The following is a 25,419-nucleotide window of genomic DNA, read 5'->3' on the forward strand; positions in this document are numbered from 1 at the left end:
CGATCAGTTGGTGCCGAAGACGCCGGAGAAGGTTTTAAGGTCCGCTTCGGCATTCTTCACCGCCGCGGCCGCATCAACCGGCAGAACCTTGATCGTCTCGCGGGCCGGAAAGCCTTGCGGCAGCGCCACGCCGTCGCGGGCCGGGATATAGCCCATCTTCGATGCCAGCTTCTGGCCCTCCACGGAGAGAAGGAAGTCGACGAACTTTTTCGCGGCGTCTGCATTCTTCGCGGTCTTGAGGATCGCCACCGGCTCGGTGACGACGGAAACGCCTTCCGCCGGGAAGACGAACTCCACCGGTGCGCCCTTGGCCTTTTCGCGGATGGCCATGAAATCGACCACCATGCCATAGGCCTTCTCGCCGGTTGCGACTGCCTTCAACACCCCGCCATTGCCGCCGGCGGCCGTCGCGCCGTTTCCGGCAAGCGCCTTGTAGTAGTCCCAGCCGAGGCCGTCGATCGCGGTCAACGTCTGCGCATGGATCAGGGCCGCGCCGGAGGTGAGCGGGCTCGGCATGGTGACGAGGCCCTTTGCCTCCGGCTTCGCCAGGTCCTGCCAGCCCGTGGGCTTCATCGCGGCAGCCGTGTTGTAGATGATCCCGGTGGTGATCATCTTCGTCGAGTAGTAGGCGCCGTCCGCGTCGAAGAGCGCGGCATCGTAAGCCGCCGCTTCCGGAGACTTGTAAGGCATCAGGTGCCCCGCTTCCTTCAGCCGCTGCATCGTCACCGTGTCGGCGATCAAGAGCACATCCGCCGCCGGATTGCCCGCCTCGATCTCGGCCATCAGCTTGGCCATGATCTTCGTCGTGCCCTCACGCACCCACTCGACCTCGACACCGGGATTTGCCGCCTCGAACGCATCCACCGTCGCCTGCGCATCCTCATTCGGCTGGCTGGTGTAGAGGATCAGGCTTTCGGCCTGCGCCGCGGTGGAGAGAAGACCGGCAATGGCTGCTGCGGCAACGGCGGAGATGATCGTTTTCATGGCGTAGCCCTCGGCTTGTGGAATATGGAGCCGAGGGATAGTGGCGGTGTTTTACAGGGGTGTGACAGGGGGGGCGAATGCGGCGCTACTGCATGTCTCCTTTGATTGGTCTAAGGCAAAGACATGCAGCAGTTCAAAGTGTTACGACGCCGTTGCGTGCCTCAGGACGGCGACGCCGCCGGCAAGGCGTTTCCGGCAGTGCCCCGCGCCTCCGTGACTGCGGCCCGGACGAGCGTCCGGCGGCGCAGCATCAAGGCGTAGACTGCCGCGTAGATGCCGATCACGACCACGCCGACCCACTCGATCTTGAACGGCGTGAACTGGTAGGCCATCACCAGGCCCAGCTGAAGAAAGAAGTGCAAAGGATAATATGCCGGGCCGAGCCGTGTCTTCGTCCAGCCAAGATTGAGGCCGTAGAGACGGATCAACGAGTCGAGCGAATTCACGACGAAAACGATCCCGACCGTCACCATGAACCAGTTCAACCAGCCGGGAATTGTGATCTGCCGCTCGAAGTAGATGTAAAGCACCGCGAACCAGACGGCCAAGGGGATGGAAGGCAGAAGGATCATCGCGCCGGCCAGCCGCCATGTCCTGAGCCCTCCGACGAACATGGACACGAACTGGCCGATCATGATGCTCCACGAGAACCACCAGAAAAGATAGAATTCGTGATAGGCGGTGATCGGGCTGACGAAACGGTGCAGATTTGCAAAATAGTCCGACAGCAGGCCGAGATTCGACGCGACACTGCCCGCTCCAGCGCCGCCGGAGTAATAGGCCGCCGCCGGTACGGCGACGACAGCCAGGGTCACGAACATCCATGTCGAACTGACGGCCAGCCATTTCATGAAATTGACGCTACCGCTGGAATAGACCGACACCGCGATGACGCAAAGGACGATCGCCCAGAGCGCGGTCGCCGAAACATCGCCGATATAGCTCGGCAAGGCGGTGAGAAAGAGATAGCAGGTGAAGGCGCAGGTCGCGATCACCGTGAGGTTGTAGACCCATTTGACGATCGCAATCTCGAAAATCTGCAGCCGCGGTTCGAGCACGACGAAGTAGAAGGCCGAGAGAAAGTACATCATCCAGACCAGCGGTCCCCACATGCCGAACTCGATGGCGAGCGGATTGGTGAACCGGTAGGCCTCGTCCGCCGCGTAAACCGGGAATTCGGTAAGCGGCAGCATGACGAGACCCATGTCCAGGCCGGCCGTGAACAGCAGCGCCACGAAGGTGAAGGTGCCGACCGGGGTTTGCCCGCAACAGCGGACATTGCTCCAGCGCAGGATGACGAAGACAGCGCTGATTAATACCGCCAGATAGGCGGTGCTGATGATGTAACTCACTGATGACCTCCCTTGCGGCAGTTCCGCCAGATTGATCGAGAGGGGAAACGCCGCCCGTAGGACGCCACAGGAACGGCAGAGATCTACGTCGGAGAACGACGCGGCGACAACCAAATGCGACGAAAGCGCCTCGCATGTTCGGATGATCCCCTGCGGATGGCCGCCTCTTCCGAGGCGGCCATCCTGCCCGAGTTGCCCGGCTTTCCGCACAGCCTTCACCATAGCCTCGTAGCCAAAGCACCCCCAGCGACCGGGCAATGTGCGCTCCAAGCTGCGTCCGGGCCATGACTATTACCGCAGCAGCGCGGCGTCTTCGCGAGCCCTGTCGAGGACGTAGCCGACATCCTCCGGCAACATGAAGCCATCAGCGACCAGGGCCTCCGCGGCGGTCTTGACCGCCATCAGATAGGCTTCCTCGTCGGGATAGCGCTCGCCGAGGGACTTTCGGTCATCGGCCTCGCTCGGCTCCTTCGGGAAGGGGATGAAAGTGCCGGAGAGGCTGCAGAGCTCGCCCTCCGCAAAGCCCTCCCTGCGAAGGTTCCAACCCGCATAGGTCCCGAGCGGCGCCTCGACACTGGCCATCCGGATGCCTCCCAACGGATTGCCGTCATCATCGAGCGCAGGCACGGACACCGGATAGGACTTTCCCCGCACCGGCGGCTGTGAAGAATGGTTCATCACCCTGAGCTCATTGAAAACAGGCCGCGCCACCTCCCCGCCGATCCGGGGCAGCTTCAGATCTTCAAGGCGCACCAGCGTCGCGTCGGTCAGGCTGGGATAGCGGCTGGCGGGCGGTGCCTTGTCCTCCGATACCCAATTCGCCAGGGCGACATAAAGGGCCCGCATCACGGGTGCCGCACTCAGCGGATTGGTCGGAAAGGCGCACGCAGCCTCCTCTTTGGACTGGGCTGACCAGCCGTTGAAATGCGGCGCTCCGGCAATGAAGTAGAGCCGCACATCGTCGGGCATATCCAGGGGTTCGCCGACGGGCGAGGTGGTGACCAGCGAGGCACGAGCCTGCCAGAACTCAGTAGACGTATCAGTGTGCATGATCTTCGGGCAGGTGGCGGTGGCGCGGCAGGCGGAAAGAATGCTGCCGCTTTCGCCGGTGAGCGGATCGGTGGTCTCCGCATAGGTGAAGGGGAATTGATCGCCCGGATAGTCATGATCCTCGTGCTGGCGCGAATACCGGCCCGGCTGCGCGAAGCGGAAATTGGTAAAGGTCTTTCGCGATCCGGCGATGTGCGGGATGGCTCCGTCGAAAACCCTCTTGCCCGCCTCGTCGGCGTTGAAGCCGTGATAGACCAGGTCGCGCAGGAAGCGTCCCGATTGCGAGACACCGAGGGCGATCGTGTGCTCGACGCCGTCCAGCGGGCTTTGCACCTCATGGCCATGGTTGCCGCGGAGGAAGGAAACCAGGTCGCTCGTCGCGACGAAGGCAAGCCCGGCCGGAACCGCATCCTTGGCCGGATAGATGAATTCGTAGATCGCGCCGGCGTCCATGTCGGCGGGTCGGGTGATCTCGATCTCCGTCGGGCCGAGATATCTGAAACTCAGGCCGGCCTTCTGCTCCGGCTGGTCGGACTCCCTCGCGCGCACCGTGAGCCTTGCCTTTGACGGATCGAGATCGGCGGCGGCATAGGTCAGGACGGCACTGCTGACGGCACCGGGCTCGTCGAAGATGAACTGCTCCCGCGATTCGCCCGTGATCCCGTCGAGAGTGGGCAGCTCCATGTTCAGCAGATTGTCTGGCAGGTGGGTCTGCCATCCGCTCCAGACGATCGTGTCGCCGCGATCCAAGAGAAAGCCATCGCCCGCATCGGCAGCCGTCGCCGGGACGTCGGTCGTACCGCTGCGATTGAGCAGCATGAAACTGAGATTCCTGCCGCGGTTCGGAACCTCGTAGAGAAGAAGCGGCGAACGCCGCGCCGGATCTGCGGGCACCAGCATCGAGACCTCGGCCCTGAACACGACCTCGCCCGATCCATTCACCGGTGCCTTGTCGATGTCGACGATGCCGGCGACACGCGGCGATTTCGGGTCAACCGCGAAACTCGCGATCGCATCGATACGCTTATACGCCCCGACGCTGCCGAAGGTCTTGCCTTCGAAGGCCGGGCCTGTGGCCTTGACCTCGAAGCCGGTGACCCGCGCCAAGCCACTGCTCGACAACAGGGCGCCCGCCAGCGTGGCCGAAATTAAGATCAGGTATTTCAACATGGTCTCCTCTCCTCTGCTGACAACGATGTGCGGAGATTTTCGGGACCTGCCCATGGCCCGCGTCGGGTCCCTCCCTGCTTCAGCCCTGCGTTGAGTCGTATTATGGATCGCTTCTCTTGCGCACAAAGTCAATATTCTTGTATGCAATAAGCACCGGTCTGCATAATCGGAAGGGTGGAGCCGGTATCTTCCGAAAGCCCACTCGGTTCAAGTTCCGGAACCGTTGGCAGCCTGTTCCGTTGGAGCGTCGAGGCATCCAAGAGCGATTTGTCCGGAAAGGTTCAGGTGCGATGGATCTCCTGCGATGGATATCCAGCCATGGCCAGTTGATCTCGGCGCTGACCGGCGTCGGCATGCTGCTGGTCTGGGTCATCTATCTGCAGGTATTCATCAGCAGCTACAGAAGGCAACTGCGCGCGACGCTTCTGATCGCGCGCGGTGTAGGCGACGGCCTGGAGGCCCGCTGCTTCCTGAGCAATATGAGCTCGGGGCCGGTTTACGTGCAGAGCGTGATCATCACGCTCGAAACCACCGATGGAACAGTGGTCAGGCCGGCAACCGACATTCAGGACGGCGAAGGCAGCCCGATCGAGCGGACGCGCCAGGGGCCGCTTCAACCCGGCGATATCCGCGACATCGGCTCCTTCCGCAGCCTGATCTGCCATGCGCTCGAGGCCGCCGATGACGACCCGGAGGTGGTTCGGGCGATGGTCATCGAAATCCTCGGCGTCTACGGCTCCGAGGACCTGCCCGTCGGCGCCCGCCGGCGCTTCATCCTGACGAAGACTCAAGGTCGGATACGCCTGCGAGGAGACACGGTCGAGACGCAGCAGATCAGGAGGAGACGCGAGCGACGAAGGCTGATCTCCGAACTCGGGCGGGACCAGTAACAGACCGCTCAAGAGAGTGTGCAGCGCGGCCGCTTCCAGACTGTGACCGCGCTCATCCCTCGGGGGCTGCGCGCCACGCGCTTACCACCTTACCCGAGGCCTGGGCAGAATTGTCGGTGGCAGGGGCCAAACTCTCTCATTAAACCGATTGCTCGGAAGCGTGGGGCATCAGCACCTGCCGCGTGATCACGGCTCCCAGCAGCGCGATCCCCACAATCGTGGCAGCCAGATCGGGCGCGATGAGCAACAGCGCCGCGACCACGAGCAGCGGCCGCTCTATCAGGTAGAGCGGTCCGCGAAGCCAGTTGGTGATTGCCGCCGACAGAGCGAATATCCCCAACATTGCGCCACCGGCCGCCAGCGCGAAGTCCGTGACCGTGAACTGCGGCGTGACGATCAGCAGCGCGGGCGAGAATACGAAAACGAAGGGCACCAGCGCCTTACCCATGCTCAGTCGGAAGGCAGTGTTCCCGGCCCGGAAGGCGTTCGCTCCCGCTATCCCGGAGGCAGCATAGGCGGCCAGCGCCACCGGCGGCGTCACATCCGCGAGCACGCCGTAATAGAACACGAAGAAATGCGCGACGAGTGGCTCCACGCCCATCAGGCCGAGAATCGGCGCGGCCACCGCCACCATGATGATGTAGTTGGCCGTCGTCGGAATGCCGCAGCCCATCAGCACGCAGACCACCGCCGTAAGCATCAGCGTGAACAGGAGCGTGATCGTCTGCACGCCCATCAGGTCGAACGGCAGGATGGACAACGCCGCATGCGCGGCAGCCGCCCAGCCGCTGGCGAGGCTGGTGACCATGAAGGCGATCTTGAAGCCGACACCGGTCAGGGTGACGACCCCGATGATGATACCGACAAGCGCCGCCGCCGCGGTGACGGACAGTGACTGCCGCGCCCCAAGGACAAATCCCTCCCAGACGCCAATAGCCGCCTTGCGCATCCCTTCTGCGACGCCAAGCGTTTGCACCGACTGAATGACGAGCACGGCGATACAGGCAACGATGGCCCAAAAGGCCGACAGGAACGGCGTGCGCCCACTCATCAGCATCAGGACGAGAAGAATCAGCGGCAGGACCGTCAGCCAGCCTTCGCGGATCACCTTGAGCGCATTCGGCAGTTCCTCCCTGGTCAGGCCCCGCAGGCCGAGCCGTTTCGCTTCCAGGTGCACCTGCAGCAGCACACCGAAGAAATGCATGAAGGCCGGCACGATCGCGGCCAGAAGAATCGTCGTCAGCGGCAGGCCGAGGTATTCGATCATCAGGAAGGCCACCGCCCCCATGACCGGCGGCGTGATCTGGCCGCCGGTCGAAGAGGCCGCCTCGACCGCCGCCGCGAAATGTCGCGGATAGCCAATGCGGATCATTGCCGGGATGGTCAGCGCGCCGGTTGTCACGGTGTTTGCGATCGACGAACCGGAGATCGAACCGAGCATCGCCGAGGACACCACAGATACCTTGGCCGGGCCACCCGCGAAGCGGCCGGTCAGCGCCGTTGCGACGTCGATGAACAATTGCCCAAGCCCGATCCGCGTCGCCATCACGCCGAACAAGACGAAATGGAAGACATAGGTGGCGATTACCCCAAGTGCGGTGCCGTAGATGCCCTGAGAGGTCAGGTAGAGGTGATTGACGATATTTGACCAACTCGCTCCGGGATGCACGAGAATGCCGGGCATCGATTGGCCGAAATAGGCATAGCACATGAACAGGATTGCGATGACCGGCAACGGCCACCCCATCGCGCGGCGCACCGCCTCCAGGAGGACGAAGATGAGCACGCTGCCCATCGCCAGGTCGAGCGGCAAGGGGTTGCCGACGCGGAAGGCAAGCTGGTCGTAGATCCACGGTATGTAAAGCGAGGTGACCGCCGCAGCGATGGCCAGGAGCCAGTCGGCCAACGGCAAGCCGAGCGGCGCGAGCCGCCCCGGTTTCATGTCACGCCGCCCAGAAGCGGAAAAACAGACGAAGACGAGCGACAGCGTTACCGCCATATGCAGGCCGCGATGGGTTGCGGATCGCGGAATTCCGAAACCCGCCGTGTAGAAGTGATAGCAGGACAGCAGAAACAGAACTATCCCAGACAGGATCGTCAGGGCCTGCCCGAGATTGCGGAACCGCAATTCCGGATCGAATTTCTCCTCGAGTGCCTGCAGTTCTTCAGCGGTCAAGGGGGACGCCCCCGCCTCGCCTTCGTGGTGATCTCGCGCGCTCATCTTATCCCCTTGGCGGTTAATACCAAGTCTCGATGATAGGAACCGATAGGACCGGCTCGATCGGGCTGTCTGGCCCACAATCAGCCATAGGCCATCCTATCGGCTCCTATCATCGAGACTTGGTATAAGGGGAGCGAGGCCGCCACTGCCGCCACGCTCCCGCTAGCGCATCGGCCCGTAAATCGTACGCGATTTTCGGAAGGCTCGATGCGCAGATTCAAATGGCGTTTATTTCAGCGCGCCGATTTCCTTGTAGAACCTCTCCGCGCCCGGGTGGAACGGAATGCCCACGCCGGCCGTCGCATTCTCGGTGCGAATCAGCTTGCCCTTTGCATGTCCCGCATCGAACATCTTGCGGGTGTTGTCGTTCCAAAGTGCTTTGGTGATGTTGTAGATCAGCTCTTCCGGCTGGTCCGCGCTGGTCACCCATTGCGCGCCGACCGAGAGCGTCGGCACATCGGCTGCCTGTCCCTCATAGGTACCCGCCGGGACGGTGTCTGCGGCAAAGAAACCGAACTGCGCCCGGATCTTGTCCGCCCCCTCGCCGGTAATCGGGATGATCTTCACCTTGTGCTGGCTCGCCAGTTCGGCAATCGCCCCGGCCGGATAGCCGCCGACGAAGAAGAACGCATCCATTGCGCCGTCACGCATCCGGTCGGCAGCCTGGTCCGGCTTGAGGTATTCCGGCGTGATGTCGGCTTCACTCAAGCCGAAGCCTTCCAGCACGATGCGCGCATCGACCAGCGTGCCCGAGCCCGGCTCGTCGAGCGAGACGCGCTTGCCCTTCAGGTCGGCCACGCTTTCGATACCGGATTCGGCGCTGGCCACCAGATGCAGGCTTTCCGGATAGAGATTGGCGATCACCCGCAGCTTCTCGGCAGGCGCCTGCCCTTCCCACATGCCGGTGCCGGTCTGCGCCCATGTGGCCACATCGGACTGCGAGAATCCGCTTTCCAGCGATCCGCCCATGACGGCATTGATATTGCCAACCGATCCGTTTGAGGCCACGGCGGTCGCAACCAGACCGGGCACACCGCAGGACCCGCCGTCCTCGCAGGCGCGCGAGCCGGGCGGGTTGGAGATGGCATTCGCGATCAGCCCGCCGATCGGATAATAGGTGCCGGCGGTCCCGCCGGTGCCGATGCGGAAAAACTTCATCTCCTGCGCGGTTGCCGCCCCCGCCGTCAAACCTATGGCAACGGCGAGGCAAGTCAGCAATTTGAATCGATTGGACATAGTTTTCTCCTCTGTGATGTTTCATCTCCACCTGACACAAAGACAGGCAGGCGGAGGGAAACTCGTTGACCGCTCCGTTCCGGTGCGGGTGACGTACCGGGCGGTTAGACTAGCTTGCGGATCGCAAAACCACTTTGCCGCCGCCGGATGCAATCTATTGCTCCGCCTTTCTGCCACAGCGCGCATCGCTTGGACAACTGCTCGCCGCGATTGTCTCCGGCATCAGCAACAGAGCGAGCACGAAGCAAACGGCCGGAACTGCAATCAAATAGATCAGCGCGTAGCCAATGCTGCCGGTTGCCGCGAAGGCAGCCGAGGTGACGAATGGCACCGGCCCGCCGCCCCAACCGTTGCCGATGTGATAGGGGACCGATACCGACGTGTAGCGAATCCTGCCCGGAAAGAACTCTGCCAGTAGAATCGGGGTCTCCTAAAGCTGGAGCCGGATGTAAATTGCGATGGCGACCAGCAGGAACGACACGAGGAACGGCACGCGCCATGCCCATGCCTCGAAAACCTCCTTTCCGAAATAGGTGCGTGCCGCGATGATCCCAGCCAGTGACACGACGATCCCAAGAATGGGAGAAGTCTGAAGCCAGGGCGGGACGCCCGCGTCCATCGTTTCAAGCGCAGTCTATGGCAGTGCTGACGAACTGATCGCCGGTCTGCGGGCCGCGTGACATCGCCAAACTGCAACGAACGGAGAAGACCCATGACCGACAGGGCTTTCCCGCAAGAGGCCATAATGGAGAATGCCGCTTTTTGAGTATCCGTCATTGGCTCAACTCCGCTTGTTCAAGACCAGGAGCAAAGATACAGTACCGGAACGCGGCGTCCTCAAACGAGCGCCAGCAACGGCCGAAACCGACACCGATCCTCGGAAGATGTGACGACGACCGCGCGTCGATGCGCCGCCAGCGGTGAACAAAACTCGGCTGAACTTCCTTTATAGGCGTGGAGGTCCGACAGTGACTGAGATTGCCACTTCCATCGTCGATACCATGAGAGAACCCGTTCTCGTGCTGGAGCCCGACCTGACGGTACTTCATGCCAATCGTTCTTTTTACAGGTGCTTTCACGCGTCCGAGGCGGAAACGGTGGGGCTCCAGTTGCGCGAGCTCGGCAACGGCCAATGGAATATCCCCGCCCTGCGGCAACTGCTCGAAGAGATGCTCGACGAAAACGATATTGTGGAAGACTATCGCGTCGAACAGGAGTTCGAGACGATCGGCAAGCGCGTCATGCTGCTCAACGCGCGGCGGCTGCAGGAGTCCCCCGATCGAAAGCGCATCTTTCTGGCAATCTCCGATGTGACCGACCGCGAGCGCATGGAGAACGAGCTCATTGCCAGCAATGAGTTCTCCGAAAAGCTGATCGACAGCATCCGCGAGGGGCTGCTCGTGCTTACGCCCGACCTTGTCGTCGAGAGCGCCAACAAGACCTTCTACGACCTGTTCCAGGTTTCGCCGGAGGAAACCGAAGGCAGGATGATCTACGATATCGGCAACGGCCAGTGGGACATTCCCGCTTTGCGTAGGGCGTTGGAGCATGTGCTGCCGCACGACAGCCGGTTCGACGACTTCGAGGTCAGTCACGAGTTTCCCGCGATCGGACGTCGCACAATGCTCCTCAACGGACGTGCGCTCGTCCACCTGCCGCGAATTCTCCTGGCGATCCGGGACGAGACCGAGAAACGGCGTCACGAGTCGCAACAGAAGGTTTTGGTGGGCGAGCTCCAGCACCGGGTGAAGAACATTCTTGCCAACGTGCACTCGATCGCCACGGCGACGCTGCGCCGCAGCAACTCGCTGGCGGAGTTCGAAGCGGCCTTTCTCGATCGGCTCAAGTCGCTCGCCCGTACCCAGGATCTGTTGCTGCGCGAGAGTTCCGGCTGCGTCGACCTTCACGAACTGGTCAGCTGGGAGCTGGCCGCGCATGGCTGGGAAGAAGACGGCCGGCTGACGATCGACGGACCGGAGGTCACGCTGTCGCGGCGGGAGGCGCAGGCCTTTGCGATGCTGGTGCACGAACTCGCCACCAATGCGGTGAAGCACGGCGCGTTTGCAGGACCCGAGGGCCGTCTTGACATCACCTGGAGCATCGCGCGTGCAAACGGCAGGGACAATATCTCATTTGAATGGCGGGAGGACGGTGTTCTCATCGACAAGCAGCCGACCTCGAGCGGTTTTGGAAGCGGCCTCATCCGGCGAAGCGTCGGCCATATGCTCGGCGGCACGAGCCGCCTCGACTTTTCCGCGCGCGGCGCTATCTGCAAGGTGGAATTCGCGCTAGACGCATGAGGCCCTCGTGTCAGCTGACAGAAGGCTCGCTGGACTTCACATTCTTGTCGTCGAGGACGAGTTTCTCATCGCGATGGAGCTAGAAGACGCGATTGCCCAAATGGGAGCGACCGTGACGATGGTCGGGGGGCGCACCGAGGCGCTGGATGCACTGGCGCATGAACGGCCCGACGGCGCAATTCTCGACGTGCAGCTCGGTGAGGAGATGTCGTACGACGTCGCGAAGCAACTCATCGGACTTAAGATACCGTTCATTTTGGCGACCGGCTTCGAAGGCACCATCTTGCCGCCCCACATGCGCGACCGCCCTCGCCTGAGCAAGCCGTTTGCGCCGGCCGATCTGGAGCGGCTGGCCGTTCAAGTTTTCCGCGCCAGACGCTGAGCGCAACAGCGGCAATCGGATGCTGCATCTGCACCTCGCGCTTTACGCTGCAGGGCGCGCTTGTCTGCTACCGGAAATACGTTGAACCGGGATCGGATTGGGCACAAAATTATCGAGCAAGTCCAAAGCAGTACGGCGTCCTGCGTCATATCCCTGGTGCGGCGCTGGAGCGGAAAGGTGAAGCCAATGAAGAGGCTGGCAATCATTGCCTTGTCGCTGGCGACGGCGCTGACGAGCGGTGCACCGGCGATGGCGTTTCCCACCCCTGTCCCACTGAAGGTCGAGACACCGCAGGCGGAACCGGTGCAATACAGGCGCTACCGCGGAGGCTATCGCGGAGGCTACCGTGGCGGCTACTATCGCGGGCACCGCCACCATGGCGGCGACGACTGGGCCTGGGCACTCGGCGGGCTCGCCGTTGGCACGATCATCGGCGGGGCGCTGGCGCAGCCGAGATATTATGGTCCTGGCTACTATGGCGGCTATGACGGCTATTACGGCTCGGCCTATTACGGCCCGCGCTATTACGGGACAGGCTATTATGCGCCGCGGTATTATGCACCGCGCTACTACGCACCGCGCTATTACCGCCAAACCTACTATGGTGGCGGCAATGCGCATGTGCGCTGGTGCTATGCACGCTACCGTTCCTACAGGGCTTACGACAACACGTTCCAGCCCTATTACGGTCCCCGGCGTGCGTGCGTCTCGCCTTACTGACAATGGCGCAGCATAGGACAGCGCCGCGCGTGATTGGACGCGCGGCGCTGTAGTTCCGGACTCGAGAGCGCCGCGAAAATACCTTAAATCGAGATCGATTAAAGGCGCCATGCTGTAGAAATCCGCACCACCCTCACCTACTTGTCCGCCTGTCGAGTGTGTAGACGTGATGGCCGGCAAGATGTCCAGCAACACAAGAAAGCCTGCAAGGAAGGCCGAGGAGCAGCGGGACGCTGCGGCGGACGCACAGCCGAAGCTGCTTTCGGGCGGCAATCCTCAGATCGCAAAAGCCTATGGAGACGCGCCGGTGCGGGCCTATATCGCGGCCATGCCCGGCTGGAAGAGCGAGGTCGGACGGCGCCTCGACGCGCTCGTCACGCGCACCGTCCCGACGTGCGGAAGGCGGTCAAATGGAACTCGCCCTTCTATGGCATGGAGGATGAGAGCTGGTTTCTGAGCTTCCATTGCTTCACCAGATACGTGAAAGTCGCCTTCTTCCGAGGGAGCTCGCTGCGGCCACTCCCTCCGGGCGAGTCCAAGCGGAAGGAAGTGCGCTATATCGATATCCACGAGGACGACGAAATCGACGAAGCCCAGTTTACCGACTGGGTGAGGCAAGCAAGCCGATTGCCCGGCGAACGAATGTGAGCGGGCGAGCGACGACGAACACGAGGAGACGACATGACGAGGAACGGCACGAGCGGCGGTGATACGGGAGACACGGCCTCCCAATTGATCGATGCGAGGATCGGTGCGCTCGGTGATTGGCGGGGCGAGACACTCGCATGGATTCGGCGTGTCATTCAGGAAGCAGACCCGGATGTCGTCGAGGAATGGAAGTGGCGCGGCGTTCCGGTGTGGGAACACGACGGGATCATCTGCACCGGTGAGACCTATAAGCAGGTCGTGAAGATGACATTCGCCAGGGGCGCCGCGCTCAAAGATCCGGCAGGGCTTTTCAACTCCAGCCTCGACGGCAACACCAGGCGCGCCATCGACATCCGTGAGGGCGAGGAGATAGACGAAGAGGCGCTGAAGGCGCTCATTCGCGCCGCCGTGGCGCTGAACATGTCGACGCGGGCAGAGAAGAAGCGGAAGAGCGTTTGAGAAACGTCGTGTGGCGGGGGCATGCAGTAGCCACTTGCATTCGCATCCCCGCCGGCTACCCTGTTCGCCCCACCGCAAAGGAGCACGACCATGGAGTATCGTCTGCTCGGCCGCTCCGGCCTCAAGGTCTCCACCATTACCATGGGCACGATGACGATCGGCGGCGGCGGCAAGTTCGCCCAGGTCGGCAATGTCGGGCTCGATGATGCTCGACGCTACGTCGACATCTGCCTCGATGCCGGCGTCAACCTGATCGACACCGCCGACATCTACTCGACCGGCGCCTGCGAGGAGGTCATCGGCGACGTGCTCGGCGGCAAGCGCAAGAACGGCGTGCTGATCGCCACCAAGGCGCGCTTCTCCATGGGCCCCGGTCCGAACGACGGCGGCCTTTCGCGCCAGCACCTGATTGCGGCCTGCGAGGCGAGCCTAAAGAGGCTGAAGACCGACGTGATCGACCTCTACCAGGTGCATGAATGGGACGGCCTCACGCCGCTCGAGGAGACGATGGAGGCGCTCGATACGCTCGTGTGCCAGGGCAAGGTCCGCTATATCGGCTGCTCCAACTATTCCGGCTGGCACATCATGAAGGCGCTCGGCATCAGCGCGCTCGAGCACCGCCAGCGTTTCGTCAGCCAGCAGATCCATTACACGCTCGAAGCCCGCGAGGCGGAATACGAGCTGATCCCGATCTCGATCGACCAGGGTCTCGGCATCCTGGTGTGGAGCCCGCTTGCCGGTGGCCTGCTTTCCGGAAAGCACCGGCGCGGCGCCACGCCGGAGGGCACCCGCCAGCTTGCCGGCTGGAACGAGCCGCCGATCCGCGACGAGGAACGGCTGTGGAGGATCGTCGACATGCTGGTGACGATCGCGGCCGAGCGCAACGTCTCCGCCGCACAGATCGCGCTCGCCTGGCTGATTGGCCGCAAGGGGGTGACGTCGGTCGTCATCGGCGGCCGCACCGAAGCGCAATTCCGGGACAACCTTGCCGCTGCCAGCCTCAAGCTCAACGACGAGGAGCGCCAGTTGCTGGACGCCGTCAGCCTGCCGCCGGTCCTCTACCCCTACTGGCACCAGCTCTGGACCGCCAAGGATCGGCTCGGCGAGGCCGATCTGTCGCTGCTTGGGGCGCATATGTAAGGGGTTGTGGGGTACCCGCTCTGCCCTGCCGGGCAGGGCAGAGGGGGGTTAGCTAACGGCCCACGGCCGGTTGCCGCACCCAACCGAGCGTATCGCCTCCAAAAACCGCCCGCTGCACACGCGGCGCCAGCGATTCCGCGTAAGCCGTAGCAATGTGATGGCGGTCGCGGAAGGTGAGCTTGCCGTCGATCACCGCCGGGCAGGTCGTTTCGTTACAGAAGAGGTCGATCAGATCGACATAGTCCGCTTTCAGCGCCGCTGCGACCGCGCGCTCGGCGGCGGGTATCGTCTCCTCCACCGCTTCGGCGCGCGGCGTGTCGCAGACGCTCGGGCTTCGGTCCTGCCAGAGCGCGCGAGCGACGCATTTGTCGAGATACGCCTTGTGCACCGGCACGTCGCGAAGCAGCACGACGGCGCTGCCGTCCGCTTCAAGCCTCTCGATCGTCCGCCTGAGACCCGACTTCCAGTCCTCAAGCCTGATCGGGTTGGACGTGTGATTCATGTCGTTCCGGACGTAGCTGGAGGAATATTGGGAGAGGATCACCATGTCCGGCTTCAGCGAAGCGATCTCGCGGAAGGCGCGCTCCTTGAATTCGTCGCACTCCTCATAGCTCCGCATCAGCGCGCCGTTCCAGACCGTAACGCTTGCCGTCGGGCAGGACGACTTCATGTAGGTGACCAGGCGCCAGCCCTTCGTCTCGGCGATCCTCTTGAACGGCGTCGACCAGTGATCGGCATGGGAATCGCCGAAGAGCACGATCGTCTTCTTCGGCTCGGCGGAGCCAAACGAGCAGGCTTTCGGCTGCACCTCCTCCCGATCCAGAACGCAGTCCGTGTCGAAGCTGCGCGCCGCCGATTGCCGCTCGGCGCTTCGAAGGACCTCTCTTTGCTCGGCATCGAGGCTGCGGCTCGCGAGCGCCGCGCTGCCATAAGCGAGCGTTGTCCCGCTCCCGGTGAGGAGCACCGCCAGCGCCAGCGAGCGGCTCGTCTTGGCCGCCAGCCAGCCGTTCTGGCGCACCGGGTTTTCGATGAAGCGATAGCTGAAGACGGAAAGCGCGAGCGTCGCCGCGCCGCAGAGCAATCGGTCGGCGATGGTCAGCTCGGGTTTGAGAATCCCCGCATAGACGATGACCGGCCAATGCCAGAGATAGAGCGAATAGGAGAGCTTGCCGATCTCCTGCAGCGGCCGCAACGCGAGAAGCGATTTCGGCCCGGCGCCACTCTGATGCGCGCCGCTCAGCAACACCATCGCCGTACCGATGACCGGCAGCAGGGCGATCGATCCGGGAAAGGGGACCTCTTCGGTGACGGTCAGATAGGCAATGGCGATCAGCAGGAGCCCGATCCAGCCGAGGATGGGCGAAAAGCGAAAGCGTCTCGCCCATTCCTGCGGCAAGGCCATGGAGGCAAGACCGCCAAGTGCGAATTCCCAGGCCCGGAAAGGCGAGAAATAGAAGGCCCAGGGCTGGGATATCGCCGTCATTCGCCAGCAGAAGGCGAAGGAGACGGCGGCGATGATGGCAAGGAGAACGAATAGGCCGCCCCTCCCCGGCCGAAACTTCGCCAGGAGCAGCAGAAGTGCCGGCCAGACGAGGTAGAACTGCTCCTCGACCGACAGCGACCAGAAATGGATGAAGGGATTGTTCGACGCATCCGTGGCGAAATAGTCGACGGTCCAGCGGATGAGCCAGAGATTGATCATATAGGCGGAGGCAAACAGCGAGCCCTTGGAGTAGAACTGCTGTTCGGAGGGCGCCAGAATGAAATAGCCGACGATAAGCGTCGTCAGGATGACGAAAAGCGAGGCCGGAAGCAGGCGCCGGGCACGCCGGGCGTAAAAGCGCCAGAGGTTCACCGTGCCGCTCCTGGCGATTTCCTGCTGGAGGTGGCGGGTGATGAGATAGCCGGAGATGACGAAAAAGATATCGACACCGACAAAGCCGCCAGGCAATCCGCTCAGGCCGAAATGAAAGGCGACGACGCCGGAGACCGCCAGGGCCCTGAGCCCTTCAATGTCCGGACGAAACTCGCTCGAAGATGCTGATGAACGCATATGACCGGTGCCCTGTCCCTTGCCCGCCCGCCTGCCGCATGGGCCGGTCGCGACGCGAAGTTCTATTACGCATTGCAACAGTCCTGCTGCAGTGCAACGCACGGTGAAGCGATCCTGCCTGACAATATGGCGTCAATAAGGGCGCCGGCGATTTATCCCCGGCGACTGTCTCCGGCTTCAGGGCGCGAAGCCCTCTACCTGCCGGGCAGAGGGGAAGAATTTGTGCCAAAGCCCCTCCCCAAAAGGGGGAGGGATTTACGATGCCGCACCCTCTCTGCCGATACCCACCTCGCAACCGACGCTACCGCATCGAAATTTCATGAGATCGCCGCGAACACCAAGCCCCTCCCCCTTGTGGGGAGGGGTTGGGGAGGGGTCGTCCTCGCTTGCGATTTGAAGCGCTCAAGCGGCCTCGGCCATTTCGCCGCGTATCAGCGCGCCGAGGCGGCGGATGCCCTCGTCGATCATCTCGTCGTTGGCGCAGGAGAAGCTCAGGCGCAGGGTGTTTTCGCCGGATCCGTCGGCGAAGAAGGCGCGGCCCGGCACGAAGGCGACCTTGGCGGTCTCGATCGACTTCGCAAGCAGCGCGGCGCCGTCCGTGCCCTTCGGCAGCGTCACCCAGACGAACATGCCGCCTTCCGGCTTCGTCCAGCGGACATCGGCCGGCATGTATTTCTCGAGCGCCGCCAGCATGGCGTTGCGGCGGTGGCCGTAGACGCGGTGGATCTTCGCGACCTGTGCGTCGAAACCGCGCTCTGCGACGGTGCAGATCGCCATCTGATTGATGGTCGAGGAATGGAGATCCGCCGCCTGCTTCAACAGGACCAGCTTGCGGATGACCCGGTCTGCGGCGCAGACCCAGCCGACGCGAAGCCCAGGCGCCAGCGTCTTGGAGAAACTGCCGCAATAGATGGTGCGGGCCATGTTGATGTCGCCCTTGCGGGCGATTTCGAGCGCCAGGACCGGCGGGATGGCCTCGCCGTCATAGCGTAGCGCCTGGTAGGCCGCGTCCTCGATCACGGCGACGTCGAGCTCCTCGGCAAGGGCGAGCACCCGTTGGCGGCCGGCGCGGTCGACCGTCTCGCCCGTCGGATTGGCGAAATCGGCCGACAGATAGGCGAACTTGACACGGCCGCCCGCTTCCGCCGCGGCCTGGACATAGGCCTCCGGCGTCCGGTTGCCTGCGGGATTGAGCTGGTCATAGACCGGCTCATAGGCATTGAAGGCCTGCAGTGCGCCGAGATAGGTCGGCCAGGTGACGAGCGCCGTGTCCTTGGGCGAGAGAAACAGCTTGCCGAGATAATCGAGCGCCTGCTGCGAACCGGAGGTGATGAAGATGTTGTCGGCCGCTGCCGGAATGCCGAGGCCCCGCATCTGACCCGCCAGCCACTCGCGCAGCGGCCGATAGCCCTCGCTCACCGAATATTGTAACGCCGCACTGACCGCCGGCCCGCCGAAGATCTCCGCATAGGCCGCTTTAAACTCCGCATCGGGGAAAAGCTCGGGATCGGGAATGCCACCGGCAAACGAGATGATGTCCGGGCGGTCGAGAAGTTTCAGAAGCTCACGGATTTCCGAGGCCTTCATCCGGCTCGAGCGCGTGGCGAAAATGCTTTCCCAGTTCAGCATGCGGGCCCTCCCTTTGGCGAAGGCCGGACATCATCACAGCGCAGGATTTATGTCAATATTACTGACCTATTTTCCTCTACGTCGGCTCGACAGAGCGTCGCTTGACAGATGGATACTTTAGTGTCATTCATAGTGACATGAATACACAAAAGATGCGAAAATATTCGAGCCCCCTGAGAGAGGCGCACACTCAGGATACCCGCGAGCGGATCCTCGACGCCGTCGGCGTTGCCCTGCAGGAAACGCCGGACGGCAACATGTCGATCGATGCCGTTGCCCGGATTGCCAGTGTCGAGCGGCGAACCGTGTTCCGCCATTTCACGAGCAAGGAAGCCCTGCTCGATGCCTTCTGGGAATGGATCAACGCCAGGCTCACGGACAAGACCCTGCCGGAATCGCTTGAAGAGCTCTTGTGGGCACCGAGACAAACATTCACGCGCTTCGATCGAGAGGAAGCCTTGATCCGGGCAAGCCTGCACACCTCGTCCGGCCGGGAGATGAGGCTGCGCATGGTTCCGAAGCGCCGAGAGGCATTCCATCAAGCGCTGCTGGAGGTCACGCGCGGCCTCGAGGACAACGAGGCGCGACGGGTCGAAGCGATCGCCCACCTTCTCTACAGCGCATCCGCGTGGGAAACGCTGCGCGATTATGGCGGCCTCAGCGGCGAGGAAGCGGGAGAGACCGTTGAATGGGCTCTCAGGCTGCTCGTCGAGACGATTGCGAGACAAAAGAACGACGGCGATGCGCCGGAAATCACAGACAGGAGAGAGAAATGAACACATCGATTGGCATCAGCGATCCGGACGGTCTGGATTCTCTGTGGCTCGTGCGCGACCGGATCACGTTCAGGGGCGAGGTCGCGGACACGGGACTGTCCATTGTCGACGTCGAGGTTCCGCCACAATCGGGCACGCCGCCCCATCGCCATCCGTCGCCGGAGATATTCCGCGTGCTGGATGGTGAAATTACCTTCGGTCTCTTCAATGAAATCCCGCCGAGGGAGATCGTCGCCGGCCCCGGCACCGTCGTCACCGTCCCCTCCAGCACACCGCACAACTATCTCAACGCGAGCGGCCGGTCGGCGACGATGATGGTCGTGGTCGAAAAACAGATGGCCGATTTCTTCCGCGACCTCGGCCGCAGCGAAACGCCCGTTGGAGGCCCGCCGGATGAAGGCGAGATCGCCGCCATCATGGCCGCCTGCCAGCGCCACGACATCGAAATCCTCGGCGGCCCGCCGGCGTGACGCCCTTCGCCTAACGGGCGCCTACAGCGTCGCGCGTCGGGAAGAGCGAACCGCTTAGGGTTTCAAAGCCAGCCGGCCTGCCTACCACCGCGGCATATTGACCGCTGGCCGGGCGGCCCCGCTCAGTGCCCGATGCCGCCCTGCCCGCGCCTGACCCATCGAATGCCGGCGGCGGTCGCGAGACCAAGGAGCGGCCAGGCGGCCCAGAAAGTTCCGTGCCAAGTGAGAAGGTTGATCGACGTGACCGCAAGTCCGGCCACGGCCAAAGCGGCGAAACCGCGGTCGAGCCGGGACGTTCTGATCCAGAGCAAAGCCGCAATTAGCGCCACGGCAAAAACAGGCCAGACGGCCCAGACCTCGCCGCGCCAGGTGAGAAGGTTTACCGCGACGACTCCTGCGGCGATTATGCCGAGCCCGCAGAACACAGCGCGGCGCCGCCGCGCGGTACCGGCTGCGGATGTCGCCGTCCGCTCGGGCGCCGCCTGCCGCCCGAAAACAGACCGATTGCCCCGAGGCCCTGGCCGATCCTCCTCCGCGCCGATGTGAACCGCATAGCTTGCGACACCGCCTTCGATGTTTTTCACCTGGAGCTGCCCGAGAAATTCGAAGCCGACGGCCACCTTATTGCGAACCTGATCATAGACGGTGTTGGAGATGACGATGCCGCCGGCGGGGGCAGAGGCTTGCAGGCGCGCGGCGATATTGACGCCATCCCCATAGATGTCGTCGCCCTCCCCGATCACGTCGCCGAGATTGATGCCGATACGGAAATACATCCGGGCTCCGTCGGCCTGCGCTACGTTGAGCCTGGCGAGCTCGTTCTGGACATCGATCGCCGCCCGCACCGCCTCGACTACGCTCGGGAACTCGGCGATCAGCCCGTCGCCCCAGGTGTTCACCACCCGCCCGCCGCGCGCGTCGATCAACCGCGCCATCGCATCCCGGTAGCGCCTGAGGGTCGCGAGCGTCCCCTCCTCGTCCGCCCCCATCAGGCGCGAATAGTCCTGGACGTCGGCACAAAAAATGGTCGTCAGCTTGCGGTGCATGTCCGACATCGCCTGATCCCCTGCTTGCGGCTGAAAAGGCAAGATAGGTGAGCGCATACCATTCTCAAGGAACTGGGCGCCACAGGGGCTTGCCGAATGCCCGAGCCCCTGCTCCGTTCAGATCTCTCGTCCTGTTTGCTCCCACATCCGGCGCTGGCAACCACCGTTGCCGTTCGCGCCAGGGAACTGAAACAGCAGTTCGAGGTTTGGCTCCGCGTAAGAGGTAAACACCAGACTCTGGAGGTCACAGTTATGCTGACAAGATTCCTCATCGCCGGCGCCCTTTCCGCAGCTTTCGTGTCCCCGGTTTTTGCCCAGGCCGACATGATCTGCGATCAGGACGGCCTGTCGAAGGTGGAAACCGAAGTCGGGGCGTTCACCGACGCCACGAGAAAGGACTATGCGGAGAAGGAGCTTGCCATGGCAAAGGAAGCCATGGCGGCGAATGATGCCGAAAAGTGCAAGACTCACATGGCCAACGCTCTCAAGGGTGGATCCTCTGATTGAGGCTCCGTCCGCCGGCACTCATCCGGCGTTCTTCGGCTCCTTCCAATAGCTGAACAAAAAGGCCGGGGCTCGATCCCCGGCTTTCTCGCGTCATGATAACGCTTGCGTAGCGGATGACGGGATGCTCCCATGGTACCGCGCCGGCACGAGTGATGCGGGGGTTTTGGATGAGATTGCCAATGTCGAGCGAGGTAATCACCCAGGCGGCAAGCAGCGACCAATATAGCGCTTTCGCAGCCATGGTTCGCGAATATGTCGAATGGTGCCGCGAACGCTATTCTGCCGACGCATGGATGGTCGATGCCGCATTCAGTCACCAGGCCCTCGATGAAGAGTTGCAGACCCTGTCGTTCTCCTACGGACCGCCGAACGGCCGCACGTTTCTCGCGGCCCACGGAGACGAGATGCTCGGCTGCATTGCCTATCGGCGGCTGTCGGACACGATTTGTGAGATGAAGCGACTTTTCGTTCGCGGGAGCGGCCAGGGGCGCGGCACAGCGCGACGCCTGTGCATGGCCGCGATCGATGCGGCACGCAGCGACGGCTATACGCTGATGCGACTGGACACAGCCAGCCGGCTCACGGAGGCGATCGCCCTGTACAGGTCCATCGGCTTTCGCGACTGTCCCGCCTATAACATGTATCCAGACGCGCTGATGCCCCATATCGTCTTCATGGAGATGCCGCTCGTAACAGGAACCACGAGTCCGTCGTGAACTTTTCGGGGTGGTTCCTCGATTGCGCCGATCGCATCGCCCATAAAATGAAAGCCGAGGCAATCGCCCCGGCTTCCTTCGATCTAATGGGACAGGGCGATCCGCTGGGTAGGCGCGCTGTGCAGGGCGATGCTCACGCACATCGGCCAAGCAGCGTAACGGCGTCCAGCGGGTCGCCCTGTCCCACCCGAAGGGCCGGGCTCTTGCGCGCCGCGGCTGCGTTGCGCCACGCTTGTGATGCTATGGCATCACGGCGCGTGACGCGCCTTGCCACGACGCCCAATAGCTCCGGTTAGATCGGCCAGAATCTACCGCCGTTGGTATTAGTTCTTCGCCTTGTCGACCAGCTTGTTCTTGCCGATCCAGGGCATCATGCCGCGCAGTTTCGCGCCGACTTCCTCGATCTGGTGGGCATCGTTGACGCGGCGGATGCCCTTGAAGCGGGCAGCACCCGAACGGTACTCCTGCATCCATTCCGAGGTGAACTTGCCGGTCTGGATGTCTTTCAGCACGCGCTTCATCTCGGCCTTGGTCTCTTCCGTGATGATGCGCGGACCGGTGACGTATTCGCCCCACTCGGCCGTGTTCGAGATCGAGTAGTTCATGTTGGCGATGCCGCCTTCATAGATGAGGTCGACGATCAGCTTCACTTCGTGCAGGCATTCGAAATAGGCCATTTCCGGCGCATAGCCGGCTTCGACCAGCGTTTCGAAACCGGCGCGGATGAGTTCGACGAGACCGCCACAGAGAACGACCTGCTCACCGAAGAGGTCGGTTTCGCACTCTTCCTTGAAGTTGGTTTCGATAATGCCGGAGCGGCCGCCGCCGACGCCGCAGGCGTAGGAGAGTGCCAGGTCGAGCGCATTGCCGGATGCGTCCTGATGCACGGCGACGAGGCAGGGAACGCCGCCGCCCTTCTGGTATTCGCCGCGAACCGTATGGCCCGGGCCCTTCGGCGCGATCATCACCACGTCGACCGAGGCCTTCGGCTCGATCAGGCCGAAATGGACGTTGAGGCCGTGGGCGAAAGCAATCGCCGCACCGTCGCGGATATTGCCGGCGATCTCGGCCTTGTAGATGTCGGCTTGCAATTCGTCCGGGGTCGCCATCATGATGAGGTCTGCCCAGGCGGCCGCTTCTGCAACCGAGAGAACCGAAAGACCGTCGGCCTCGACCTTGGCGGCGGTCGCCGAGCCCGGCTTCAGCGCAATGCGGATTTCCTTGGCGCCGGAATCCTTGAGGTTCAGCGCATGGGCGCGGCCCTGGCTGCCATAGCCGACGATAGCGACCTTCTTGGACTTGATAAGGTTGAGATCGGCATCACGATCGTAATAGACGCGCATCGAATTTTTCCTTCCCTTTGCTTGTCTGTTTGCCTCTGGCAGCCAGTCGAGGACCGCCGTTACGCTTTCGCGCCGTAGAGCTTCAGAAAGGCGTCGACCGCCCGCTCCGCCCTGCGGCTGAAATCCTTCTTCATCACGCCCGTCTCTTCGCCGAGCAGCAGGCGAAGATGCCAGTCGGAGACGACGAGCCCGTATAGCGCGCCATAGGCCTCCTCCGCGTCGTCGAAGGCGAGAAGCCCCGCCTTGCAGCCCGCCTCCAAGAGCGCTCCTGCCCGCCGCCCGATCGGCCGGCGGCCGCGCTCCTGCAGGAGTCGCCCGAGCCTGGAGCCTTCGCGGCTCGCCTGACCGATCGCCAGCCGGTTGAGCGCCAGCGACACCTCGCCGGAGAGAACTTCGAGCAGGTCTCTCGCGAAGGCGACAAGATGCGCCTTGAGGCTTGCCGCGTCCAGCGCTTCCGCCGAAACGTCGAGCGTCCTGACCTTGCTCGCCTGGAAAGCGATCATCGCCGAAAGCAACCCCTCGCGATCGCCGAACCACTTGTAGAGGCTTTCCTTGGAGCAATTGGCCGCGCGCGCAACCCCCGCCGTCGTCAACGCCTTTTCGCCGCCATCGACGAGAAGGCGCAGCGCCTGCTCGAGCACCACGCCCTGACGCTCGGTCAGGCCGGTCCCGGCACTTGCCTCTCTTGTCGCTTCGACGCGTGGCACTTTGCCATTCCTCTGAGTACCGTACGGTACGGTTCGCACTCTTCTATTGAGAAGGAGAGACGGCGTCAAGCCGGTTCTTCAGAGGATCGTGCAGCGCTTCGCCGCCGAATTTGCGGAGGCTCTGGCCGCGATTGTGGCGGTGACGCCAGGGGCAGCCTTGCAGTTGCGATACGGCAGTCCACCTCTGGTCGCGCAGCCTTCAATGCCATTTTGACCGCGGAAGGCCCTCTCGAATCGGACGACACGTCCTGAACATTACGAAAATATAATGATCTCAATGCTTTTCGCCGGCCGACTACACCTCTATCCTGCTTGGAAGATCGCCCTGACAGAGTTATGCCCATGAGCAAGATGGCCAAGCCGGCGCAACAGGATGCGGCGGCCTCCAGTCCGACAGCAAAGGTCACCGTGATCCCGAAAACGCCGTCGCGGCTGCGACGCAAGCGCCGGTCGCGGCTCTGGATCGCTCTGCCCATTCTGCTCGCGCTCCTCGGCGCGGGCTATTACACGTGGAGCCAGTACGGGGCGCAGCCGGCGACGGCGATCCTCACCCAGGCGGTGACGCGGGGAGATATCGAAAACAGCGTGACCGCCGTCGGCACGCTCGACGCGGTCAAATCCGTCGACGCCGGCGCGCAAGTGTCGGGCCAGTTGAAATCGCTGCATGTCGCGATCGGCGACCGGGTTACCGAGAACCAGCTCGTTGCGGAGATCGATCCCGCCTCGATCGAGAACAGGATCGAAATCGACCAGGCGGAACTCGCCTATCTCGAGGCGCAGCTCGTCTCGAAGAAGGCTCAGCTCGTGCTGAAGGATGCCAATGTCGAACGTCAGCGCAGTCTCGTTTCCGCGAGGAGCGCGTCGCAGTCGACACTCGACCAGGCGATCGCGGATCACGCCGCCGCGGAAGCCGACGTGCAGGCGGTCGAGGCGCAGATCCGCAAGCAGAAGGCGACGCTGGCCGGCGACCAGGTTGATCTTGGCTACACCAAGATCTATGCACCGATGGCCGGAACGATCGTCGACAATCCTGCCAAGGAGGGCCAGACGCTCAATGCCAACCAGACGACGCCGACGATCGTCACCATCGCCGATCTTTCGACGATGACTGTCAAGGCCCAGGTCTCCGAGGCCGATGTCGGCAAACTGAAGATCGGCATGGACGCCTATTTCACCCTGCTTGGTCAGCCGGGAAAGCGCTTCGCCGGCAAGCTGCGCCAGGTCGAGCCGAAGCCGGACACGGACAACAACGTGGTTCTCTATTACGCGCTGTTCGACGTGCCCAATCCCACCGGCGAACTGATGATGTCGATGAGCGCACAGGTCTTCTTCGTCGAGGCCGCGGCGAGCGACGTGTTGCTTGTGCCGAGTGCCGCGGTCCACATGAATGACGACGCGGCCGGCAAGCCGACACGGGCACAGGTGACCGTCGTCTCGCCGTCCGGCGTGACCGAGACGCGCGGCGTCGAGATCGGCATCCGCAACCGCGTCAGCGCCGAAATCGTCAGCGGCCTCGATGAGGGTGAAGAGGTGGTGGTCGATACCGGCTCCGTAGGCAATCGCGGCGACGGTGCCGGCACGGGATCCCGGCGCGGCATGCGCATGCCGCGATTTTTCTGA

Annotated in this window: 21 protein-coding genes and 2 pseudogenes; 12 read left to right on the top strand and 11 right to left on the bottom strand. The window is 62.8% G+C overall.

The window, feature by feature from the left end; genetic code table 11:
* Window positions 1-3: 3 nt before the first annotated feature.
* The 3 genes from AC4P1R_RS09410 to AC4P1R_RS09420 all read right to left on the bottom strand — a co-directional run bounded on the left by AC4P1R_RS09410 (window position 4) and on the right by AC4P1R_RS09420 (window position 4,556).
* Window positions 4-984: an ABC transporter substrate-binding protein gene (locus AC4P1R_RS09410; protein WP_492176736.1), complete on the bottom strand. Its 981-nt coding sequence runs from the start codon at window positions 982-984 to the stop codon at window positions 4-6.
* Window positions 985-1,145: 161 nt separating this feature from the next.
* Window positions 1,146-2,336, bottom strand: coding sequence for a BCCT family transporter (locus tag AC4P1R_RS09415; RefSeq protein ID WP_492176738.1), 1,191 nt, complete (start codon window positions 2,334-2,336; stop codon window positions 1,146-1,148).
* 291 nt (window positions 2,337-2,627) lie between these two features.
* Complete coding sequence (locus AC4P1R_RS09420) at window positions 2,628-4,556, bottom strand: alpha/beta hydrolase domain-containing protein (RefSeq protein ID WP_492176740.1); 1,929 nt, start codon at window positions 4,554-4,556, stop codon at window positions 2,628-2,630.
* Between the two features lie 290 nt (window positions 4,557-4,846).
* Here AC4P1R_RS09420 and AC4P1R_RS09425 point away from each other — a divergent pair, with 290 nt between their 5' ends.
* Window positions 4,847-5,446 (top strand): hypothetical protein, encoded by a 600-nt coding sequence (locus AC4P1R_RS09425; protein ID WP_492176741.1) that lies wholly within the window; start codon window positions 4,847-4,849, stop codon window positions 5,444-5,446.
* Window positions 5,447-5,585: 139 nt separating this feature from the next.
* On the opposite strand, the gene AC4P1R_RS09430 is transcribed toward AC4P1R_RS09425, so the two are convergent.
* The 3 genes and pseudogenes from AC4P1R_RS09430 to AC4P1R_RS09440 all read right to left on the bottom strand — a co-directional run.
* Complete coding sequence (locus tag AC4P1R_RS09430) at window positions 5,586-7,667, bottom strand: TRAP transporter permease (RefSeq protein WP_492176743.1); 2,082 nt, start codon at window positions 7,665-7,667, stop codon at window positions 5,586-5,588.
* A gap of 228 nt (window positions 7,668-7,895) precedes the next feature.
* Window positions 7,896-8,903, bottom strand: coding sequence for a TAXI family TRAP transporter solute-binding subunit (locus AC4P1R_RS09435; protein ID WP_069457324.1), 1,008 nt, complete (start codon window positions 8,901-8,903; stop codon window positions 7,896-7,898).
* Window positions 8,904-9,057: 154 nt separating this feature from the next.
* A pseudogene (locus AC4P1R_RS09440) lies at window positions 9,058-9,501 on the bottom strand (hypothetical protein); the annotation flags it as partial.
* A 370-nt stretch (window positions 9,502-9,871) separates the two neighbouring features.
* Between AC4P1R_RS09440 and AC4P1R_RS09445 the strand changes: the two are divergent.
* From AC4P1R_RS09445 to AC4P1R_RS09470, 6 genes and pseudogenes are all read left to right on the top strand, one after another.
* Window positions 9,872-11,203, top strand: coding sequence for a sensor histidine kinase (locus tag AC4P1R_RS09445; RefSeq protein ID WP_492176745.1), 1,332 nt, complete (start codon window positions 9,872-9,874; stop codon window positions 11,201-11,203).
* Between the two features lie 7 nt (window positions 11,204-11,210).
* Entirely contained in the window at window positions 11,211-11,585 is a 375-nt protein-coding gene (locus AC4P1R_RS09450; protein WP_492176746.1) for a response regulator, read from the top strand.
* Window positions 11,586-11,771: 186 nt separating this feature from the next.
* The gene (locus AC4P1R_RS09455) at window positions 11,772-12,305 is read left to right on the top strand and encodes a BA14K family protein (protein WP_492176748.1); all 534 of its coding nucleotides are present in this window, start codon (window positions 11,772-11,774) and stop codon (window positions 12,303-12,305) included.
* 169 nt (window positions 12,306-12,474) lie between these two features.
* Window positions 12,475-12,953, top strand: a pseudogene (locus AC4P1R_RS09460) (DUF1801 domain-containing protein).
* A 33-nt stretch (window positions 12,954-12,986) separates the two neighbouring features.
* Complete coding sequence (locus tag AC4P1R_RS09465) at window positions 12,987-13,412, top strand: DUF1801 domain-containing protein (protein ID WP_492176749.1); 426 nt, start codon at window positions 12,987-12,989, stop codon at window positions 13,410-13,412.
* 90 nt (window positions 13,413-13,502) lie between these two features.
* A complete protein-coding gene (locus AC4P1R_RS09470; protein WP_492176750.1) occupies window positions 13,503-14,552 on the top strand; it encodes an aldo/keto reductase in 1,050 nt (349 codons plus the stop codon).
* A gap of 52 nt (window positions 14,553-14,604) precedes the next feature.
* On the opposite strand, the gene AC4P1R_RS09475 is transcribed toward AC4P1R_RS09470, so the two are convergent.
* Together AC4P1R_RS09475 and AC4P1R_RS09480 are read right to left on the bottom strand one after the other, a co-directional pair.
* Complete coding sequence (locus AC4P1R_RS09475; RefSeq protein WP_492176751.1) at window positions 14,605-16,605, bottom strand: acyltransferase family protein; 2,001 nt, start codon at window positions 16,603-16,605, stop codon at window positions 14,605-14,607.
* A gap of 402 nt (window positions 16,606-17,007) precedes the next feature.
* Window positions 17,008-18,234 (bottom strand): aminotransferase-like domain-containing protein, encoded by a 1,227-nt coding sequence (locus AC4P1R_RS09480; protein ID WP_492176753.1) that lies wholly within the window; start codon window positions 18,232-18,234, stop codon window positions 17,008-17,010.
* 152 nt (window positions 18,235-18,386) lie between these two features.
* On the opposite strand from AC4P1R_RS09480, the gene AC4P1R_RS09485 reads away from it, so the two are divergent.
* Both AC4P1R_RS09485 and AC4P1R_RS09490 read left to right on the top strand, forming a co-directional pair.
* On the top strand, window positions 18,387-19,010 hold the full coding sequence (locus AC4P1R_RS09485) for a TetR/AcrR family transcriptional regulator (protein WP_225191694.1): 624 nt from the start codon (window positions 18,387-18,389) through the stop codon (window positions 19,008-19,010).
* On the top strand, window positions 19,007-19,480 hold the full coding sequence (locus tag AC4P1R_RS09490; protein ID WP_492176754.1) for a cupin domain-containing protein: 474 nt from the start codon (window positions 19,007-19,009) through the stop codon (window positions 19,478-19,480). Before AC4P1R_RS09485 ends, AC4P1R_RS09490 begins: the two co-directional genes overlap by 4 nt.
* Before the next feature lie 122 nt (window positions 19,481-19,602).
* Here the strand turns inward: AC4P1R_RS09490 and AC4P1R_RS09495 are convergent, their stop codons facing one another.
* Window positions 19,603-20,535, bottom strand: a complete 933-nt coding sequence (locus AC4P1R_RS09495; RefSeq protein ID WP_492176756.1) for an adenylate/guanylate cyclase domain-containing protein — start codon at window positions 20,533-20,535, stop codon at window positions 19,603-19,605.
* 243 nt (window positions 20,536-20,778) lie between these two features.
* Here AC4P1R_RS09495 and AC4P1R_RS09500 point away from each other — a divergent pair, with 243 nt between their 5' ends.
* Entirely contained in the window at window positions 20,779-21,033 is a 255-nt protein-coding gene (locus tag AC4P1R_RS09500) for a hypothetical protein (RefSeq protein ID WP_069457313.1), read from the top strand.
* A 179-nt stretch (window positions 21,034-21,212) separates the two neighbouring features.
* The gene (locus AC4P1R_RS09505; protein ID WP_192803712.1) at window positions 21,213-21,749 is read left to right on the top strand and encodes a GNAT family N-acetyltransferase; all 537 of its coding nucleotides are present in this window, start codon (window positions 21,213-21,215) and stop codon (window positions 21,747-21,749) included.
* Between the two features lie 323 nt (window positions 21,750-22,072).
* Here the strand turns inward: AC4P1R_RS09505 and ilvC are convergent, their stop codons facing one another.
* Window positions 22,073-23,092, bottom strand: coding sequence for a ketol-acid reductoisomerase (gene ilvC / locus AC4P1R_RS09510; protein WP_069457311.1), 1,020 nt, complete (start codon window positions 23,090-23,092; stop codon window positions 22,073-22,075).
* A 59-nt stretch (window positions 23,093-23,151) separates the two neighbouring features.
* Window positions 23,152-23,799, bottom strand: coding sequence for a TetR/AcrR family transcriptional regulator C-terminal domain-containing protein (locus AC4P1R_RS09515; RefSeq protein WP_151611440.1), 648 nt, complete (start codon window positions 23,797-23,799; stop codon window positions 23,152-23,154).
* A 342-nt stretch (window positions 23,800-24,141) separates the two neighbouring features.
* Here AC4P1R_RS09515 and AC4P1R_RS09520 point away from each other — a divergent pair, with 342 nt between their 5' ends.
* Complete coding sequence (locus AC4P1R_RS09520; RefSeq protein WP_492176757.1) at window positions 24,142-25,419, top strand: efflux RND transporter periplasmic adaptor subunit; 1,278 nt, start codon at window positions 24,142-24,144, stop codon at window positions 25,417-25,419.

This window comes from Sinorhizobium sp. Y406 (genome assembly GCF_058732025.1).